Consider the following 16,979-nt stretch of genomic DNA (forward strand, 5'->3'; position numbering starts at 1 on the left):
CAGGCAATGGTTATCAATCGGTATGCGTCGCCCGATCAGGCAGCGATATCGTAAGGACGGATCTCGCCGGTCAGATAGAGGTTGCGTGCCTTGGACCGGCTGAGCTTGCCGGAGCTGGTGCGCGGCAGGGTGCGCGGCGGCACCAGTTCGACGACGCAGTTCATGCCGGTGATGGCGCGAACCCGCTCGCGAATCTGGTCGCGCAGACGCGAACGCTCCTCATTGTCGGAGGTGCGGCAATGGACCAGCACCGCCGGCGCTTCCTCGCCGCCCGGCGTGGTGATCGCGAAGGCGGCAATGTCGCCCTGCTTGAAGCCCGGCAGCTGTTCCACGGCCCATTCGATATCCTGGGGCCAGTGATTCTTGCCGTTGATGATGATCATGTCCTTGGCGCGGCCGACAATGTAGAGATAGCCATCGGACAGATAGCCCATGTCGCCCGTGTCCAGCCAGCCATCCGCCATGCAGGCCTCGGTCGCTTCGGGATCGCGGAAATAGCCGACCATCAGCGAGGGGCCGGTGGTCCAGACCTTGCCGATCTGGCGCTCGTTCATCAGGCCGCCATCCTCGTCGCGGATCTCGACGATCATGTCCTTGGCGGGCTTGCCACAATTGACGATCGAGCGGAAACGCTGCGGACGGCCTTCCGGTGCGGCACCGCCCGACAGGTCGGTTTCCTCGACCAGCTCGACGATGATGCCTTCGCCCGGCGGCATGATGGTGACCGCCAGAGTGGCTTCGGCCAGGCCATAGCTCGGCAGGAACGCCTTGGGGCTGAAGCCGGCATCGCCAAACGCATCGACGAAGCTCTGCATCACGTCGGGGCGAATCATGTCGGCGCCGTTGCCGGCCAGGCGCCAGCGCGACAGGTCGAAACGGTCGGCCGCCTTGGTCTGACTCGACATGCGACGCGCGCAGATGTCGTAGCCGAAGGTCGGCGAGTAACTGATCGAGGTGCCTTCATTGCGGCTGATCAGGTCCAGCCAGGCCAACGGACGGCGGGCAAAATCCTCGGTCTTCATATAATCGGTCGACACCTGATTGGCGACGACCGACAGGAAGCAGCCGACCAGGCCCATGTCATGATACCAGGGCAGCCAGCTGATGCAGCGATCGCTTTCCTGCACTTCCATGCCATGGCTGTGCGCCGACAGGTTGGACAGCAGCGCATGGTGCGTCACGGCGACGCCATGGGGGAAGCGGGTCGAACCGCTCGAATATTGCAGATAGGCGATTTCCTCGCCCTTGGCCTGCGGCAGGTCGCAGGGGACCGCCTCGCGGGCGATGAAATCCTCGAAGGCGATGCTCTCGACCGACTTCTGGCGACCGGATTCGCCCGCCATGTCCTCCAGTTCCTTGGGGAAGAGGAACAGCATCGGGTCACAGCTCGACAACTGGACATTGAGCTGGTCGATATAGCTTTCCTTGCCGCCAAAGCTGGTCGGCAGCGGCAGCGGCACCGGCCAGGCGCCGGCATAGACGATGCCGAAGAACAGCATGGCGAAGTCGGCGCCGGTTTCAGCGACCAGGGCGACGCGGTCTTCCGGCTTCACGCCATGGGCGATCAGGCGATGGGCACAGGCGATCGCGTCCGCGCGCAGTTCGCTGAATGGATAGGGCCGCGCCAGATTGCCGCGCGCATCATGGAAATTGAGACCGCGCTTGCCCTGCGCCGCATAGTCCAACGCTTCGCCCAACGTCTCGAAATCGGAGAAGCGGCGCGGAAGAACATCGTTGGTCGGCGTAGGTGCCATCATAATCTGCGAACCCGTCATATTGGTGTCACCCAATGTCATATCTGTCATATTCCGGCGGCCGCTATCAGTTTTGACGTCGACTTGCACCGGATAGTTTCAATCCAGCCTGTGCTTCTAGACCATAAGGCGCGGTAAAATTCCGGCCCGACTGTGGCATAAAGATGGCGCTTAGCGCATGATGGCGCACAATGCACGACCGGTCATGACCAGCAAACGCCCGCCCCCCCCCCTGGACGAAGACGCCTTGCGCGAATTGGCGCTGCGCTATGTCGGCCGGTTCGCGACCAGCCGCGGCAAGCTGCTCGCCTATCTTGCGCGCAAATTGCGCGAGCGCGGATGGGGCGGGGAAGCGCCGGCCGATCCCGAAGCGCTGGTCGCCCGCTTCGCGGAACTGGGCTATGTCGACGACAGCGGCTTTGCCCTGATGAAGAGCGCGGCGCTCGGTCGGCGCGGCTACGGCGCCCGCCGCATCACCGAAACGCTGCGCGCCGCCGGCATAGAGGAGGCCGATCGCAGCGCGGCCGATGCCCAGGCACAGGCTGATCGCTGGGCGGCTGCCGACCGATTCGCCCGACGCAAGCGGATCGGCCCTTATGCAATGCAGGCGCCCGATCCCAAGGGACGGGAAAAGGCGATCGCCGCCTTCCTGCGCGCCGGCCATGATTATGCCCTGGCCCGGCGCTGGGTCGATGCTGCACCCGGCGACTTCCCCGAAGCGGAGGATTGAGGGTTAATTCTCTCCCGCACCTCCCCGAAACCCGCTAGGCAGGATCGCATGATCCTTACCCGACTGCTTTTCGCCGCCGCCCTGCCCGCGCTGCTCCTGGCCTGCTCTGCCAAGCCCGATGCCGGCGCCGATGCTGCAAATGACAGCGGCAATGTTCAGGTCGCCGCACCGCAGGGCGCGCTGCTCCCCCTCGTCATCCACACGGCGAAGGGGGTACATCGCTTCAACGTGGAAGTCGCCCGGACCGAGGCGGAGCAGGAACAGGGGCTGATGTTCCGCAAGGCGCTGGATGCCGACAAGGGCATGCTGTTCCCGATGGAGCCGCCGCGCACCGCCAGCTTCTGGATGAAGAATACGATCATCCCGCTCGACATGTTGTTCATCCATACCGACGGCACGATCGCCTTCATCGGCGCCAATGTCGCCCCTTATTCGCGCGAGCCGGTGTCCGCCGGCGTGCCGGTGGTGGCGGTGCTGGAACTGCGCGGCGGCCGTACCGCGGAACTGGGCATCAAGGAAGGCGACCGCCTATCCTGGGGCAAATGCGCAACAACCGACGGCAAGAGCGCGATCGACCTCGATTTCTGCCCGTCAACCGCCCGTTAGGGCCATATCGTCCTTGCCCACGTCAATCCCAGCGGCTAAGCGCATCGGCCATGGGTATCCTGGCAAACATCTTCACCTGGTGGAATGGCGCCACCTTCGGCACCTGGCTCTTCACGGCCCGCAAGGGCACGAAAGTGGGCGAGGACCATCAGGGCAATGTCTATTATGAAGGCGGCGTCGATCCGAACGGCCTGACGCGCCGCTGGGTGATGTATAACGGCGCCAATGATTCGAGTCGCGTGCCGGCCGAATGGCATGGCTGGCTGCACCACTCGATCGAGGGCACGCCCGAAAGCTTCCTGCCGCCACCGCGCATCTGGGAAAAGGAATTCACCCCCAACGCGACCGGCACCGCCAACGCCTACCGTCCCTCGGGCGCGCTTGAAAAGGGCGGCCAGCGCCAGAAGGCGACCGGCGATTACGAGGCATGGAGCCCCGACGCGGCATGATTCGGCGTCCGGCGGGGGGATTCCCGCCGATCCTGCTTGACGCGTCGCTTCTGGGGTGCGCGCTGCTGGCGGCCTGCGGTCGCAATGATGCGCCAGAAGCGAATCAGAGCGGCCCGGTGAAGATCGAGGGCCAGCCTATCCGCAACGCGGACGAGGCCAGCCTGTCCGGCACGCCGATGGCCGAGCGCACCGCCGTGATCGGCCTGCTCAACAAGCGCAACGGCCTGACCCGCGACCTGACGATGAAGCCCGGCGAGGCGCTGCGCGTCGGCGACGCCATCGTCCGCCTGCAGGCATGCGAGACCACGGCCCCCTGGGAGAATGTGCAGGAAACCGGCGCCTTCGTGCAGTTGGACGTGCGCAGCAGTTCCGACGGCAAGTGGCGCCGCAATTTTTCCGGCTGGCTGTTCCGCGAACGGCCCGACCGCAATGTCGTCCAGCACCCGGTCTATGACGTCTGGGTCAAGAACTGCACGATGGAATGGCCCGAAAGCGGTCCTGCCACGGTCAAGCTGGGCGACAAGGGCAAGGTGCCTGCCGCCGCATCCCCGGCCAGCGGCGCAAACGCCAGTTCGGCCGCCGCGCCAGAACCGGCCGACAGCACGGCGTCGCCCGCTCCCAGCGGCACGTCGCCGACGGCAACGCCCAACAACTGAAGATAGTCGCGCTGGCTGATTTCCTGCGCGCCCATGCTGCGCAGATGATCGGTCATGAACTGGCAGTCGAGCAGGCCGAAGCCGCCAAAGCGCATCCGCGCCACCAACCAGGCCAGCGCCACCTTTGACGCATCGGTGCGGCGCGACACCATGGACTCGCCGAAAAAGGCACCACCCAGCGCCACGCCATAGAGGCCGCCGACCAGTTCATCCCCGTCCCAGCATTCGATCGAATGGGCAAAGCCCAGTTCGTGGAGATGGCGATAGGCGCGCTCGATGGGGCCATTGATCCAGGTCGACGGACGATCGGGCGCGGCTTGCGCACATAGGGCGACGATGCCGGCAAAGGCGCGGTTGGCGGTGACGCGAAACCTGTCCTGCCGGATCGTCTTTGACAGCGAACGTGACAGGTGAAGGCCATGGAGCGGCAGGATCGCCCGCCTTTTGGGCTCGACCCAATAGACATCGTCGGCCTGCCGGTCATCGGACATCGGGAACACGCCGATGGCATAGGCCTGCAGCAGCAACAGCGGATCGATCGTCATCGTTTCAAGGGTCTAGCCAATGTCGTACCCGCCCGCCAGCCGCGATTGACTTGATCCGTCGCCCCCCTAGTCTCCCGCGCCATGATATCCCTCCGCCTCGCAGCCCTGCCGCTGCTCCTCGCCACCGTCGCCCTCCCCTTCGCCGCCTCGGCCGCGCCCGCATCCGATCCCTATGCCGCGCGAATCGCCAAGGTGCTGAAGGCCACCCCGCTGATCGACGGCCATAATGACTGGCCCGAAGCGATGGCCGGCAAGGCCGGGGACGCCCGCTGGACCATGCCGCTCGACCGGCTCGATCCCAGCCAATATCATACCGACATCACCCGCCTGCGTGCCGGGCAGATGGGCGGGCAATTCTGGTCCGTCTGGGTGTCGGCCGATCTGCCCGAACTGCAGCAGGTGAAGGACACGGTCGAGCAGATCGAACTGGTCCACAGCCTCGCCCGCCGCTACCCGCAGGACTTCACCCTCGCCACCACCGCTGCCGAGGTCCGTGCCGCGCACAAGGCCGGACGGATCGCGTCGATGATCGGGGTCGAAGGCGGCGGCCAGATCGACGGCAGTCTGGCCGTGCTGCGCGCCTATCATGACCTTGGCGCCGGCTATCTGACGCTGACCCACAGCCGGACCATCGCCTGGGCCGACAGCGCCACCGACAATCCGCAGCATGACGGCCTCACCCCGTTCGGCGAGGCGGTGGTGCATGAACTCAACCGCCTGGGCATGCTGGTCGACCTCGCTCATGTCAGCGAAGGCGTGATGCTGGACGCACTGAAGATCAGCAAGGCACCAGTCATCTTCTCCCATTCCAGCGCGCGCGCCCTGTGCAACACACCGCGCAACGTGTCCGACGCGATCCTGCAGCAGGTCGCGGCCAATGGCGGCGTGGTCATGGTCAATTTCGCGCCGCAATATGTGTCGGAGGCCCGCCGGGTCTGGAGCGCGGCGCGCAGCGCGGAAATGGCCCGCTATAACGCCCCGCCCTTTGGCGGCCTTTATATCGGTGATCCCGAGGGCGCGAAGAAGGCGCTGGCGGAATGGGAAAAGGCCAATCCCGAACCGGTCGTCACCCTGTCGATGGTCGCCGACCATATCGAACATATCGCCAAGGTTGCGGGCGTCGACCATGTCGGCATCGGCAGCGATTTCGACGGCGTGGGATCGCTGCCCCAGGGGCTGGGCAGCGTCGCCACCTATCCCGCGCTGCTGGCCGAACTGATGCGCCGCGGCTGGAGCGATGCCGACATCGCCAAGCTGGCCGGCGAGAATGTGCTGCGCGTCATGGCGGCGGCCGAGAAGGTTGCAGAGGGGATGAAAGGCGAGCCGATCGGCAATGGCACCGTCGCCTCGCTGGACGGCGCCAAGCCCGCAACAAAGGAATAGAGCCTGATTCACGCCATCGCTGGAAGCGCGGAGCGCTTCCAGCTCAAACGATCAGGCTCTAACTGACAGCCGGCTCCAACAACCGGATCGTACCCGCGTCCGCGTCGATTTCGGCGCGGGCGCCGACCGGCAGGCTGAACTGGTTGGCGATATGGCCGAACAGCGCGCCCTGGAAAGCGGGGATGCCGAGCGGCGCCAGATGCTGCTCCAGCACTTCCGACAGGGTGAAGCCGCCATAGGACACGCCGGTGGCCGTGCAACTGGTGCATTGGCCGAAGACGAATCCGGCGAGCTTTGGCAATATGCCCGCCAGCGACAATTGGGTCAGCATCCGGTCGATGCGATATTCCGCCTCGTTGGTTTCCTCCACGAACAGGATCGCGCCGGTGAAATCGGGCAACCAGGGCGTGCCCATCAGCGCCGTCAGCACGGTGAGATTGCCACCCAGCAGCCGCCCGCTCGCCTTGCCGCTGCCAAAGGTGCGGATGCGGCCGCTGCGCGGCACCAGCCTATCCTCCGTCCCCACCGGATTGACATAGGTCGGTGTCGCCCCGTCGAACGCCACCGCGCGAAAACTGTCCCAGCTGAGCTTGCCCCAGCCGCTGGCGGCATTGGGGCCATGGATGGTGGTGAAGCCGGCGCGGGCCGCAAAGGCGAGATGCAGCGCCGTGATATCGGAAAAGCCGGTCAACAGCTTGGGATTGGCGCGGATCGTCTTGAAATCGAGATAGGGTAGCATGCGCGCGCAGCCCCAGCCGCCGCGCACCGCGAACACCGCCTTCACCTCCGGATCGGCATACATGGCGTTGACGTCGGCGGCGCGGTCGGCATCCTTGCCCGCCAGATAGCCATAGCGCTCGACCAGATGCGGCGCGGCCTTGGGCTTGAGCCCCATCGCCCGGATCGTCTCCTTGACCAGGTCCAGATCGAAGGCGTCATCGGTGAAACCGGCCGGCTCGACCAGGCCGACCACATCCCCTTCGCGCAGGCGCGGCGGCCGGATCAGCCCGGCGGGCGCCGCTGCCGAAACCGAGGGCACGCCCGCCGCGACCACAGCACCACTTATTCCGGCCAGCAACCCACGACGATCCATCATGCAAAAACGCTCCCATCCTTGTGGCGATAGACCCCACCGGACAGGTGCAGATCGATATCGGGATAATGGCAATCACTGACAGACGGACGGCCAAAGGCAAGCAACACGCAGTCCTCATCGCTTTCGTTAAGCAGATGATGGCCATCCGCCACACCCTTGGGAAAGGCCGCCATGTCGCCCGGTGCCATCGGCGTGCGCCCGCCCTCCTCGACCAGCACCGCCTCGCCCGACAGCAGGACGACAAATTCGTCCTCGCCCTCATGCCAGTGGCGTTGCGATGAGGCTGCGCCGGGTTTCAGCACGACGTGGCTGACGCCGAAATCGCCAAGACCCGTCGCCGGGGCCAGCCGGCGATAGTAGCGACCGGCCACCGCCAGCGCATGATCGCCCGGATAGCCGGTGGCATTGCTTTGTGGAATGGCGGCGAGATCGATCTTCGGCATGGCCCCTCTCCTCTGCGCTGGTCAAGAAAGACGGCTTTCGCTAACGCTGCCCCATGACCAAGACCAGCACCAATCATGACGCCCTGGCCCTGGCCGAGCGTCTGCTCGCCTGCCCCTCCGTCACCCCGGCCGTCGGCGATGTGTTCGCCGAACTGGAAGCGATGCTGGTCCCGCTGGGCTTCACCGTAGACCGTTTCGTCAGCGGCGTCGCGCCCGACGGCCCGGTCGAAAATCTGCTCGCCTGGCGCACCACCGGCGCCGGCCCGCATTTCGCCTTTGCCGGCCATCTCGACGTCGTCCCGCCCGGCCATGGCTGGGCCAGCGATCCTTTCACCCCGGTGGTGCGCGGCGACCTGCTCTACGGCCGCGGCGCGGTCGACATGAAGGGCGCGATCGCTGCCTTCGTCGCGGCGCTGCACGAATTGCCCGACGGCCTGCCTGGCACGATCAGCCTGATCATCACCGGTGACGAGGAAGGCCCGGCCACCTATGGCACGCTCGCGCTGATGGACCGGATGGTCGCCCATGGCCTGCACCCCGACATGTGCCTGGTCGGCGAACCCACCTCCTCGGCCCGGCTGGGCGACGTGGTGAAGATCGGCCGGCGCGGCTCGGTCAACATGTGGATCAAGGTGGCGGGCACGCAGGGCCATGTCGCCTATCCGCACCTGGCCGACAATCCGATCCCGGCGCTGGTCCGCATCCTGGCCAAAGTGGATGCCGAAGTGCTGGACGAGGGCACCGACTGGTTCCAGCCCAGCAATATCGAGATCACCGACCTGGAAGTCGGCAACCCGGCCCATAATGTCATCCCGGCGGCAGCAACCGCGCGCATCTCGATCCGCTTCAACGACCAGCATAGCGGCGCGTCGCTGATCGATCGGATCAGCGCGATCGCGGCGAGCGAGGGCGGCACGGTGGACGCCAAGATCAGCGGCGAGCCGTTCCTGACCCAGCCGGGCACGCTCTCCACCTTGATCAGCGATGCGATCCGCGACGTGACGGGCCTCGACACCGAATTGTCGACCACCGGCGGCACGTCGGATGCACGCTTCCTCTCGCGCCTCTGCCCGGTCGCCGAATTCGGCCTCAACAATGCGACGATGCACAAGCTGGACGAGGCCGTTGCGGTCGCCGACCTGCACGACCTGACCCGCATCTACACGCTGATCACGGAACGGGCGCTGCGGGGCTAGATTAACCGTCTGCCTGGAAGCAATTCGTCCAGAGCGGGCGCCCAAGCCCGGCATGACGGGTGAGCATGATCACATCTTGAACAGAGGAGCAGTTGCCCTCTGCTCCGCGATCATTCCTCTTCGGGATATCCGCATGCGCATTTCGCAGGCTCACGCCAATCGGCGGTAAGTTCCTCGACCTTTGCGATCTGCGTGGAACAGGAAGGGCACCAGACCCCGAATTCATCAACATAAGACCAGCTAGTATCGGGCCAGCAGACTTTCTGATTCATCAAATTTCTCCGTGGCGCACCGTTTGGAGCGATCCACGAAGAGACACCAGTTAAAGAAAGGTAATCTTGCTACGTGGCGGCCTGTAGCTTGGCCTTACTTGACGAAGGCCGGACCGATGGCTCGCTCCTACTCCTTAGCTTCTGATCGCGATGCCTCGGACAGGAGGCAAGAACAATATTATGAAAAATCATGATAAAAATTGCCGCAGCAATCAATTGGCATCATTTTTCTCCGTATCTTCACGTAAATTCATGCCAACAGGCGTCGCGCCTAGTCGATCGATGATGCGAGTCACCCCCATGTCGGCGGTGACATTGCCGACGGTACGGAAGATGTCGGGCACGGTTTCCACCGCGAGCAATAGCGGTAACGCCTCGACCGGGACGCCCATGGCGAGGCAGATGGGACCGGTGGTGGTGAAGAAGGTGATCTGGCTCGGCAAGCCGACCGCCGCCAGGCTGACGATCGCGGCGACCGCGACGCCCAACATGATCTGCACCGGGCCGAGCGCCACGCCGTTCATCGCCGCCACATAGAGGGCGACGCCCAGATTGGCGGGCGGACTGGTGATGCGGAACAGCGAGATGGCGAGCGGCAGCACGATGGAGCGCGTGCTTTCCCGCACCGCCAGCGGGCCGTCGCTCGCTGCGATCATCGCCGGCAACGAGGCGATCGAGCTTTGCGTCGAAAAGGCGATGAGCTGGGCCGGCAAGGCCGCACGGGCAAAACGGCCGGGCGCGATCTGGCCCAACAGGATCACCAGCGGGTAGACCAGCGCCGTCACAGCCAGGCAAATGAGGACGATGAAGGCTATATAGTGGAGCAGTGCCCCGGCGGTGGCGAGGCCTGAGCGGCTACCGGCCACCAGTGCCAGGGCGAACACCCCGATCGGGGCGAGCCACAACACCCAGCCGACGACGATCAGCAATGTATCGACCAGCGCGGTGAGGAAGCCCGTCAGCGCGGCGCGCCGCTCCTCCGCCACCCGCGTCACGGCAAAGCCGAAGACGAGGGCGAAGAGGACGACGGCGACCACCTGCCCCTCGGCCGCACTGCGGATCGGGTTGGCCGGGATGAAACCCAGCAACCATTCGGCGGACGGGCGAACGCCGGGCACCTCGCTGGCCGGCCCCGCCCCGGTGAGCGCCCCCACAGCGCCAGCCGGCACTGGCCAGAATTGCAGCAGCAACAGCCCCAGCAGCGCCGCGACAGCCGCGGAGGCCGTGAGCAGCAGCGCAAAGAGGATCAGCGTCCGGGTCGCCGTGCCGCTGGTCCGCGCCGTGCTGGCGGCGGATGCGACACCTGTGACGAGCAGCGCAAAGATCAGCGGGATGAGCGGCATCTGGAGCCCGTTGAGCCAGGCCTTGCCGACTGGCTGGGCGATATCGACGATGCGCGCATCCAGCGCGCCGCCAAATTCCGACAGGGCAATGCCGCACGCCAGTCCCGCGACCAGCGCTATCATGATCCTGACCGTCAACGACATGTGCATTCCCCCTGATGCGTGACGGCATCGCTCCCCTGCCGATCAGCCTAAAAGCTTGCAGGCAAAAAGAAAGCCCGGCGATCGTTACGATCGCCGGGCCAATTTGGTCTGGCTGGGAGCCGACCGTATCTTGACTGCTCAGCCCTTCTTTTCGGGCGGCAGGGTGATCTTCACATCCTCGCCATTCTGGCCGGGGAAATTGGTGAACATCGCGTCGATCAGATTGGGCACCAGATAGGTGAGCTTGTTGGACAGCGACTGGGCGCTGGCCTTGCCCTCGAACAGGCGCAGATTATCGGCCGCACGATCGATCTTCATGCTGAGATCGCTGGTGTAGACGGTGTAGCTCGACACGTCGTTGAAGCCGGCACCGCCGAACAGCCAGGGATCATAGAAGCCATAGCCCCAGGGACGACCCCAACGGCCATAGCCCCAACCGCCGCCGAAATAGGGGCTCGGCCCGAAACCACCGGTCGAGCGCACACGCTCGCGGCCATTGTCGACATCATAGGCGACACGCACGATGAGGTCGGCCTTGGCCGGATCGCCGGCGGCGACATAGCCGGTCTGGGTCAGGCGTTGCCCGACCATCTGGGCATAATGGGAAAATTCGAGCCCACCGGCGAGCTTGGGATCGTCGGCGACGATCGTGTAGCTCTGCCCTGCGGGGGCGGGGAGCTGCTGGAAACGGGCGACGTCCGCCTTGAACGACGTGGCGCAGCCGGACAGGGCCACCAACGCCAGCGCGGGCGCTGCGAAAAGGCCGATCTTGCTGAAAGCTTTCATTTTTTCGCGTCCTGAATCAGGCGGATGCCTGTTAGTCTTCTTGCGCCCTGCTCTAGCAAAACGCAACTGAACATCGTTTGAACGCACCAACCCGTCGATTGGACGCAAGCCATGTCCGGTCAATGAAGGGACGGAGCGGCGGCGCCCATTCCGTATGCATGCCGCAGGGGATGGACTCTTTCCCTACCCCCTGTGGCATCAGGGCATCACTCAGCGCATCAGACCCATGGCATCATAGGCGGCTCGCAGGGTCGGTTCGGCTGCCGCCGCCGCCTTGGCCGCGCCCTTGTCGAGGATCGCATCGAGCGCGGCATCGTCGGTGCGCAGTTCCACGAAGCGCTCGCGCATCGGCCGCAGCGTTTCGACCAGCAATTCACCCAGCGCCGGCTTGAACGCGCCGAAGCCCTTGCCGGCGAACTGCGCGCAGACCGCATCGGGCGTGCTGTTCGACAGGGTGGCGTAGATGCCGATCAGGTTGGTCGCTTCCGGACGACCGGCCAGGCCTTCCGCCGTTTCCGGCAGCGGCTCGGGATCGGTCTTGGCCTTCTTCACCTTGGTCATGATCGCATCATCCTCGTCGGTCAGGTTGATGCGGCTCAGGTCCGAGGGGTCGGACTTGGACATTTTCGCCGTGCCGTCGCGCAGCGACATGATGCGCGCCGATTCCTTCGGGATGATCGGCGCCGGCAGGGTGAAGACGTCAGCGCCGAAATCGGTGTTGAACTTGGTGGCGATGTCGCGCGACAGCTCGAGATGCTGCTTCTGGTCCTCGCCCACGGGGACATGGGTCGCCTGATAGAGCAGGATGTCGGCCGCCTGCAGCACCGGATAGACGAACAGGCCGACCGACGCGCCCTCGCGGTCCTTGCCCGCCTTGTCCTTGAACTGAGTCATGCGGTTGAGCCAGCCGATGCGCGCGGTGCCGTTCAGGAGCCAGGCGAGTTCGGCATGGGCCGGCACGCGCGCCTGATTGAAGAGGACCGAGCGATCGGGATCGATGCCCGATGCGACCAGGGCGGCGGCCATGTCGCGTACGTTGCGGATGCGCTGCTCGCGCCCTTCATGCACGGTGATCGAGTGCATGTCGGCAAGGAAGAAGAAGCACTGGCTGCCTTCATCCATCTCGTCCTGCATCTTCACCCAGTTGCGGATCGCGCCAAGGTAGTTGCCAAGGTGCAGATTGCCGGTGGGCTGGATGCCGGAAAGGACGCGCATACTCTAATCCATTCTGTTGGTTATGGGGTGCCTCGCCGCCGCATCAGCGCCTTGAGGTCGGATAGGCGATAGGCGCCGGTGACGAAGCAAGCCAGCCCGTACAGCGCGACGCCCGCGCCGACAAGCAGGGCAAGCCCGATATAGCGGCTGACCATCGGGCCCGAGAGCATCGGATCGAGCAGATCCTCGCCCGCCCAGAGCGCCAGCCCCATCACCACCGCCGCCACGGCAAGGCGCGGGATACGGCGGCGCAGCTGCGGGTCTGCCGTAAAATGGCCACGCGCGACCAGCGTGCGATAGAGCATCGCGACATTGACGGTGGAGGAGAGCGCGGTGGCGAGCGGCGGCCCGATATGACCGAGCGTGGGGATCATCGCGAGATTGCCGACGATATTGATGGCGATCGACAGCATCGCATAGCGCACCGGCGTCTTCGTATCGCCGCGCGCGTAATAGCCCGGCGTCAGCACCTTCACGAGCACATAGCTGGGCAGGCCGATCGAGAAGGCGGAGAGTGCCCAGCCGCAGCGCATCGCGTCCTCCGCACTGAAGCGGCCATATTGGAACAGGCCGCGCACGATCGGTTCGGCAACGGTGATGAAGGCGATGGTCGCCGGCAAGGTCAGGAACAGGGCGAGTTCGATGCCCCGGTTCTGCGTTTCCATCGCCGCCTGATCCTCACCCTTCGACAGCATGCGCGAGATGGTGGGAAGAAGGATGGTGCCAAGGCCGATGCCGATCAGGCCGAGCGGCAACTGATTCAACCGGTCGGCATAATAGATATAGGTGATCGAGCCCGAGGCGAGCAGCCAGCCCGAGAGCGCCGTGGAGATCAAGAGGTTGATCTGCGACGCGCCGGCGCCGGCAGCGGCCGGCACGATCAGGCGCAGCAGCTCGCGCACGTCGGCGTCGAGGCGCGGACGCTTCAATTTCATCGAGACGCCGGCCCGCTTGCAGGCCCAGATCAGCCAGAGGAGTTGCAACGCCCCGCCGACCGTGACCGACATCGCCTGAACACGCGCGGTTTCATATTCGTCGGCGCCGTGGAAGAACCACAGGCCGGCGATCATCGCGACGTTGAGCAGGATCGGCGCGGCCGCATTGACCCAGAATTTGTCGAGCGAGTTCAAGATGCCGCCCAGCAAAGAAGCCAGGCTGATCAACGCAAGATAGGGAATGGTGATGCGCGACAAGGTGACGGCGAAGGCGAACTGATCCGGCGTCGGATTCTGGCGCGAAAAGCCGCCCGACAGCGCCCAGGTGATCGGCCAGGCCGCCGCCAGCAGCACGATCGTGAACAGGATCAGCACCGGCAGCAGCACGGCCAGCGCCCGCTCGGCGAAATGATAGCCGTCGGCCATGCCGCCCGGCCCGGCCGCCTTCTTGTTGAACAGCGGGATGAAGGCGGCGGAGAAGGCGCCCTCGGCAAAGAAGGCGCGGAACATGTTGGGCAGGCGGAAGGCGACGCCGTTGAAGGCGTCCGACGCGAAGCCGGCGCCGACATAACGAGCCGCGAGCGAATCGCGCACCAGCGCCAGCACCCGGCTGGCGAGCGTCAGCCCGCCGACCGAGCCAAGGGCCTTCACCAGTTTCATGGCAATCTCCGTTCGGGCTGAGCGAAGTCGAAGCCCTGCCCTGAGCGTAGCGAAAGGGCTTCGCTACGCTCAGCCGCGCCCTTCGACAGGCTCAGGGCGAACGGATGGGTACTCATCAAGAATCAGGCGTGGCCGGCGGGTTCGCCTGCGGTCTGCTGCATCTGTTCGGCCTGCTGCAGGTAGAGCGCGCCGAAATCGATCGGATCGAGCAGAAGCGGCGGGAAGCCGCCGTCGCGGATCGCGTCGGCCAGCACGCGGCGGGCAAAGGGGAAGACGAGGCGCGGCGCTTCGGCCAGCATGAAGGGCTGGATCTGGTCCTCGGGCACGTTGCGCATGCCGAACAGGGCCGCATAGACGAGTTCGACGGCAAAGGCGGTGCCCTGCGGCGCGACGGCCTTCACTTCGATCTTCAGGGCGATTTCCAGCACTTCGTCACCGACGCGGTCGGCACCGATGTTGAACTGGACGTCGATCTGGGGCTGGTCCTGCCACTGGTAAACGGCCGGGGCGTTCGGATTTTCGAACGACAGATCCTTCACATATTGGCTGATCAGCGCAATCTGCGGCGCGGTGTCGGCGCCATTGCCGGTCACGTTGGTCTGGATGGTGTCGGCTTCGTCGGCCATTGTCCTCAAATCCTTGCTGATCGTTCGTTGCTCGAAGGGCCGGAACGGCCCGCGATATCGATCCGCGCGCTTAGCAGTGGCGAAAGATCAGGGCAATGCCGCCCGACAGGAAGCAATGTCGGCCAATTGCTGCGCATTACAGAGCAAGCCGATATTTGAAGTATCGTGCAAACATGCCTATGTTGATGGAACATCATCCCGAACAAAGGGTATTTGCCTCCGTGTACGTGATCGTCATCCTCGCCATGATTGCCGGCTTCCTGGCACTGCGGCTCTATTCCGTTCTTGGAAAGCGGACGGGCCATGAGCAGGAGCCTGCGCTGCGCCCGGCGGAGGAACGCGCCAAGGTGGGCGGCTTGCAGCCCCGCCCGATGCCGGAAGCGACGGGCGATTCGGTTCGTCTGGCCGAAGGCCTCATTACCCCGGCGGGCGAAGCAGGCGTGCGCGCGCTGATCAGTGCCGATCGCAGCTTTGACGTGCCGCAATTCGTCGAAGGCGCCAAGAGCGCCTACAAAATGGTGCTGGAAGCCTTCTGGCGCGGTGATCGCGACGAACTGGCCTGGCTGTGCGACGCCGATGTTCTCGGTTCCTTCGAGGAAGCGATCGCGGCGCGCGAAGCCGAGGGCCATGTGCTCGACAATCGCCTGGTGCGGATCGAGAAGGCGCAGATCGTCGATGCCAGCGTCAATGGCCGTATCGCCGAAGTTTCGCTGCGGTTCGAGGCGGACATTGCCGCCGTCACCCGTGATAAGGACGGCAATGTCATTGCCGGGTCGCTGACCGACGCGGTCGGCACCAACGATATCTGGACCTTCACCCGCGACATCCGCAGCGCGGATCCCAACTGGAAGCTCAGCGAAACCGACGAGGCGGCGTGAGCCTGCGTCATTCGGGGGGAGCGCTGCTTGCGGCGCTGATGCTGTCCGCCTGCGCGGGCGGCGTCATTCCGCCATCGGCCGGCGGCCCTGCGCCAAGCCGGCCGAGCGGTAGCGGCGAAGGCGCGACCCGGCCGGTCCCGGCCACGCCCCGCCCCACCCTGCCCCCGAAACTGCCGACCGTATCGCCGGACGACCTGTCCACGGATCAAGCCAATGCCGCCGGCTTGGGCGTCACGCCCGGCCCCGACATTGCCAGCCTGATCCCGTCCGGTGAGCGCGCCCGCGCCGCCCTGCAGGCCTTTCGCATTTCCTGTCCGACGCTGATGAAGCGCACCGACCAGAGCGGGCTGACGCGCGGATCGGACTGGAACAGCGCCTGCAGCGCGGCGTCGAGCTGGCCCGAAGCCACCGCGGCCGAGTTTTTCTCCCGCTATTTCGAGGCGGTGCAGGTGGGCGAGGGCAAGGCCTTCGTCACCGGCTATTATGAGCCGGAAATCGCCGGATCGCGCACCCGCCAGCCCGGCTATCAGGTGCCGATCTATCGCCGCCCGGCGGAACTGATCGACGTCAACCTTGGCCTGTTCAGCGAAAGCCTGAAGGGCCGCACCATTCGCGGCAAGGTGCAGGGCAGCAATTTCGTGCCGTTCGACGAGCGATCGCAGATCGTCGACGGATCGCTGGCGGGACGCGGGCTGGAACTGGCCTGGGCGGCCGACCCGGTCGAATTCTTCTTCCTGCAGGTCCAGGGCAGTGGCCGGCTGACCCTGCCCGACGGCGGCGTGATGCGCATCGGCTATGACGGGCAGAATGGGCGCGACTATACCGGCATCGGCAAGCTGATGAAGGATCGTGGCCTGATCCAGGCCGGGTCGATGCAGGACATCATGCAATATCTGCGCGCCCACCCCGCCGAGGGCGCGGCGATCATGAACGAGAATAAGAGCTTCGTCTTCTTCCGTGAATTGACCGGCGCGGGACCGATCGGCGCGCTGGGCGTACCGGTTACGGCCGAGGCGACGGTGGCAGCCGACCCCAAATATATTCCACTGGGCGCCCCTGTCCTGCTGTCGCTGGACCGGGCCGAACCCAATGGCATCTGGATCGCCCAGGACACTGGCGGTGCGATCAAGGGCGCCAATCGGTTCGACAGTTTCTGGGGGGCAGGCGACCGCGCGCGCGGCATTGCCGGCGGCATGTCCGCTCGGGGCAGCGCACTGATATTGCTGCCGATCGGGTCCGCCGCACGGCTGGCGCGCCCGTGA

Annotated in this window: 16 protein-coding genes and 1 pseudogene; 8 read left to right on the forward strand and 9 right to left on the reverse strand. The window is 65.2% G+C overall.

The genetic code is table 11. The features are described 5' to 3' along the window. Positions 1–35: 35 nt before the first annotated feature. Positions 36–1,796: a fatty acyl-AMP ligase gene (locus AC0KVN_RS14920; protein ID WP_037506178.1), complete on the reverse strand. Its 1,761-nt coding sequence runs from the start codon at positions 1,794–1,796 to the stop codon at positions 36–38. A gap of 163 nt (positions 1,797–1,959) precedes the next feature. On the opposite strand from AC0KVN_RS14920, the gene AC0KVN_RS14925 reads away from it, so the two are divergent. From AC0KVN_RS14925 to AC0KVN_RS14940, 4 genes and pseudogenes are all read left to right on the forward strand, one after another. Beyond that, positions 1,960–2,484, forward strand: a complete 525-nt coding sequence (locus AC0KVN_RS14925) for a regulatory protein RecX (protein ID WP_214863280.1) — start codon at positions 1,960–1,962, stop codon at positions 2,482–2,484. 48 nt (positions 2,485–2,532) lie between these two features. After that, entirely contained in the window at positions 2,533–3,090 is a 558-nt protein-coding gene (locus AC0KVN_RS14930) for a DUF192 domain-containing protein (RefSeq protein ID WP_435567157.1), read from the forward strand. Between the two features lie 50 nt (positions 3,091–3,140). Next, positions 3,141–3,539, forward strand: a complete 399-nt coding sequence (locus AC0KVN_RS14935) for an NADH:ubiquinone oxidoreductase subunit NDUFA12 (RefSeq protein ID WP_004210347.1) — start codon at positions 3,141–3,143, stop codon at positions 3,537–3,539. A 242-nt stretch (positions 3,540–3,781) separates the two neighbouring features. Beyond that, a pseudogene (locus AC0KVN_RS14940) lies at positions 3,782–3,952 on the forward strand (DUF2155 domain-containing protein); the annotation flags it as partial. A 35-nt stretch (positions 3,953–3,987) separates the two neighbouring features. Here AC0KVN_RS14940 and aat read toward each other — a convergent pair. Beyond that, entirely contained in the window at positions 3,988–4,740 is a 753-nt protein-coding gene (gene aat, locus AC0KVN_RS14945; RefSeq protein ID WP_435567158.1) for a leucyl/phenylalanyl-tRNA--protein transferase, read from the reverse strand. A gap of 81 nt (positions 4,741–4,821) precedes the next feature. On the opposite strand from aat, the gene AC0KVN_RS14950 reads away from it, so the two are divergent. Beyond that, positions 4,822–6,123, forward strand: a complete 1,302-nt coding sequence (locus AC0KVN_RS14950) for a dipeptidase (protein ID WP_435567159.1) — start codon at positions 4,822–4,824, stop codon at positions 6,121–6,123. A 58-nt stretch (positions 6,124–6,181) separates the two neighbouring features. Here AC0KVN_RS14950 and AC0KVN_RS14955 read toward each other — a convergent pair whose 3' ends face one another. Together AC0KVN_RS14955 and AC0KVN_RS14960 are read right to left on the reverse strand one after the other, a co-directional pair. Continuing rightward, on the reverse strand, positions 6,182–7,219 hold the full coding sequence (locus AC0KVN_RS14955) for a S66 peptidase family protein (RefSeq protein ID WP_004210342.1): 1,038 nt from the start codon (positions 7,217–7,219) through the stop codon (positions 6,182–6,184). Then, complete coding sequence (locus AC0KVN_RS14960) at positions 7,216–7,662, reverse strand: cupin domain-containing protein (protein ID WP_010335647.1); 447 nt, start codon at positions 7,660–7,662, stop codon at positions 7,216–7,218. The genes AC0KVN_RS14955 and AC0KVN_RS14960 overlap by 4 nt, the downstream gene beginning before the upstream one ends. A gap of 53 nt (positions 7,663–7,715) precedes the next feature. On the opposite strand from AC0KVN_RS14960, the gene dapE reads away from it, so the two are divergent. Then, entirely contained in the window at positions 7,716–8,858 is a 1,143-nt protein-coding gene (dapE, locus tag AC0KVN_RS14965) for a succinyl-diaminopimelate desuccinylase (protein WP_169859731.1), read from the forward strand. 484 nt (positions 8,859–9,342) lie between these two features. On the opposite strand, the gene AC0KVN_RS14970 is transcribed toward dapE, so the two are convergent. From AC0KVN_RS14970 to secB, 5 genes are all read right to left on the reverse strand, one after another. Continuing rightward, positions 9,343–10,617, reverse strand: a complete 1,275-nt coding sequence (locus AC0KVN_RS14970) for a dicarboxylate/amino acid:cation symporter (RefSeq protein WP_435567160.1) — start codon at positions 10,615–10,617, stop codon at positions 9,343–9,345. 138 nt (positions 10,618–10,755) lie between these two features. After that, entirely contained in the window at positions 10,756–11,403 is a 648-nt protein-coding gene (locus AC0KVN_RS14975) for a DUF4136 domain-containing protein (protein ID WP_004210337.1), read from the reverse strand. Between the two features lie 210 nt (positions 11,404–11,613). Further along, positions 11,614–12,618 (reverse strand): tryptophan--tRNA ligase, encoded by a 1,005-nt coding sequence (gene trpS / locus AC0KVN_RS14980; protein WP_097382177.1) that lies wholly within the window; start codon positions 12,616–12,618, stop codon positions 11,614–11,616. 20 nt (positions 12,619–12,638) lie between these two features. Further along, positions 12,639–14,213: a murein biosynthesis integral membrane protein MurJ gene (gene murJ, locus AC0KVN_RS14985; RefSeq protein ID WP_435567161.1), complete on the reverse strand. Its 1,575-nt coding sequence runs from the start codon at positions 14,211–14,213 to the stop codon at positions 12,639–12,641. Positions 14,214–14,335: 122 nt separating this feature from the next. After that, positions 14,336–14,839: a protein-export chaperone SecB gene (gene secB, locus AC0KVN_RS14990; RefSeq protein WP_004210332.1), complete on the reverse strand. Its 504-nt coding sequence runs from the start codon at positions 14,837–14,839 to the stop codon at positions 14,336–14,338. Positions 14,840–15,060: 221 nt separating this feature from the next. Here secB and AC0KVN_RS14995 point away from each other — a divergent pair, with 221 nt between their 5' ends. Further along, entirely contained in the window at positions 15,061–15,717 is a 657-nt protein-coding gene (locus tag AC0KVN_RS14995) for a Tim44/TimA family putative adaptor protein (RefSeq protein WP_037491994.1), read from the forward strand. Then, positions 15,714–16,979: a murein transglycosylase A gene (mltA, locus tag AC0KVN_RS15000; protein ID WP_435567162.1), complete on the forward strand. Its 1,266-nt coding sequence runs from the start codon at positions 15,714–15,716 to the stop codon at positions 16,977–16,979. Before AC0KVN_RS14995 ends, mltA begins: the two co-directional genes overlap by 4 nt.

The organism is Sphingobium sp. SG1, from assembly GCF_057063145.1.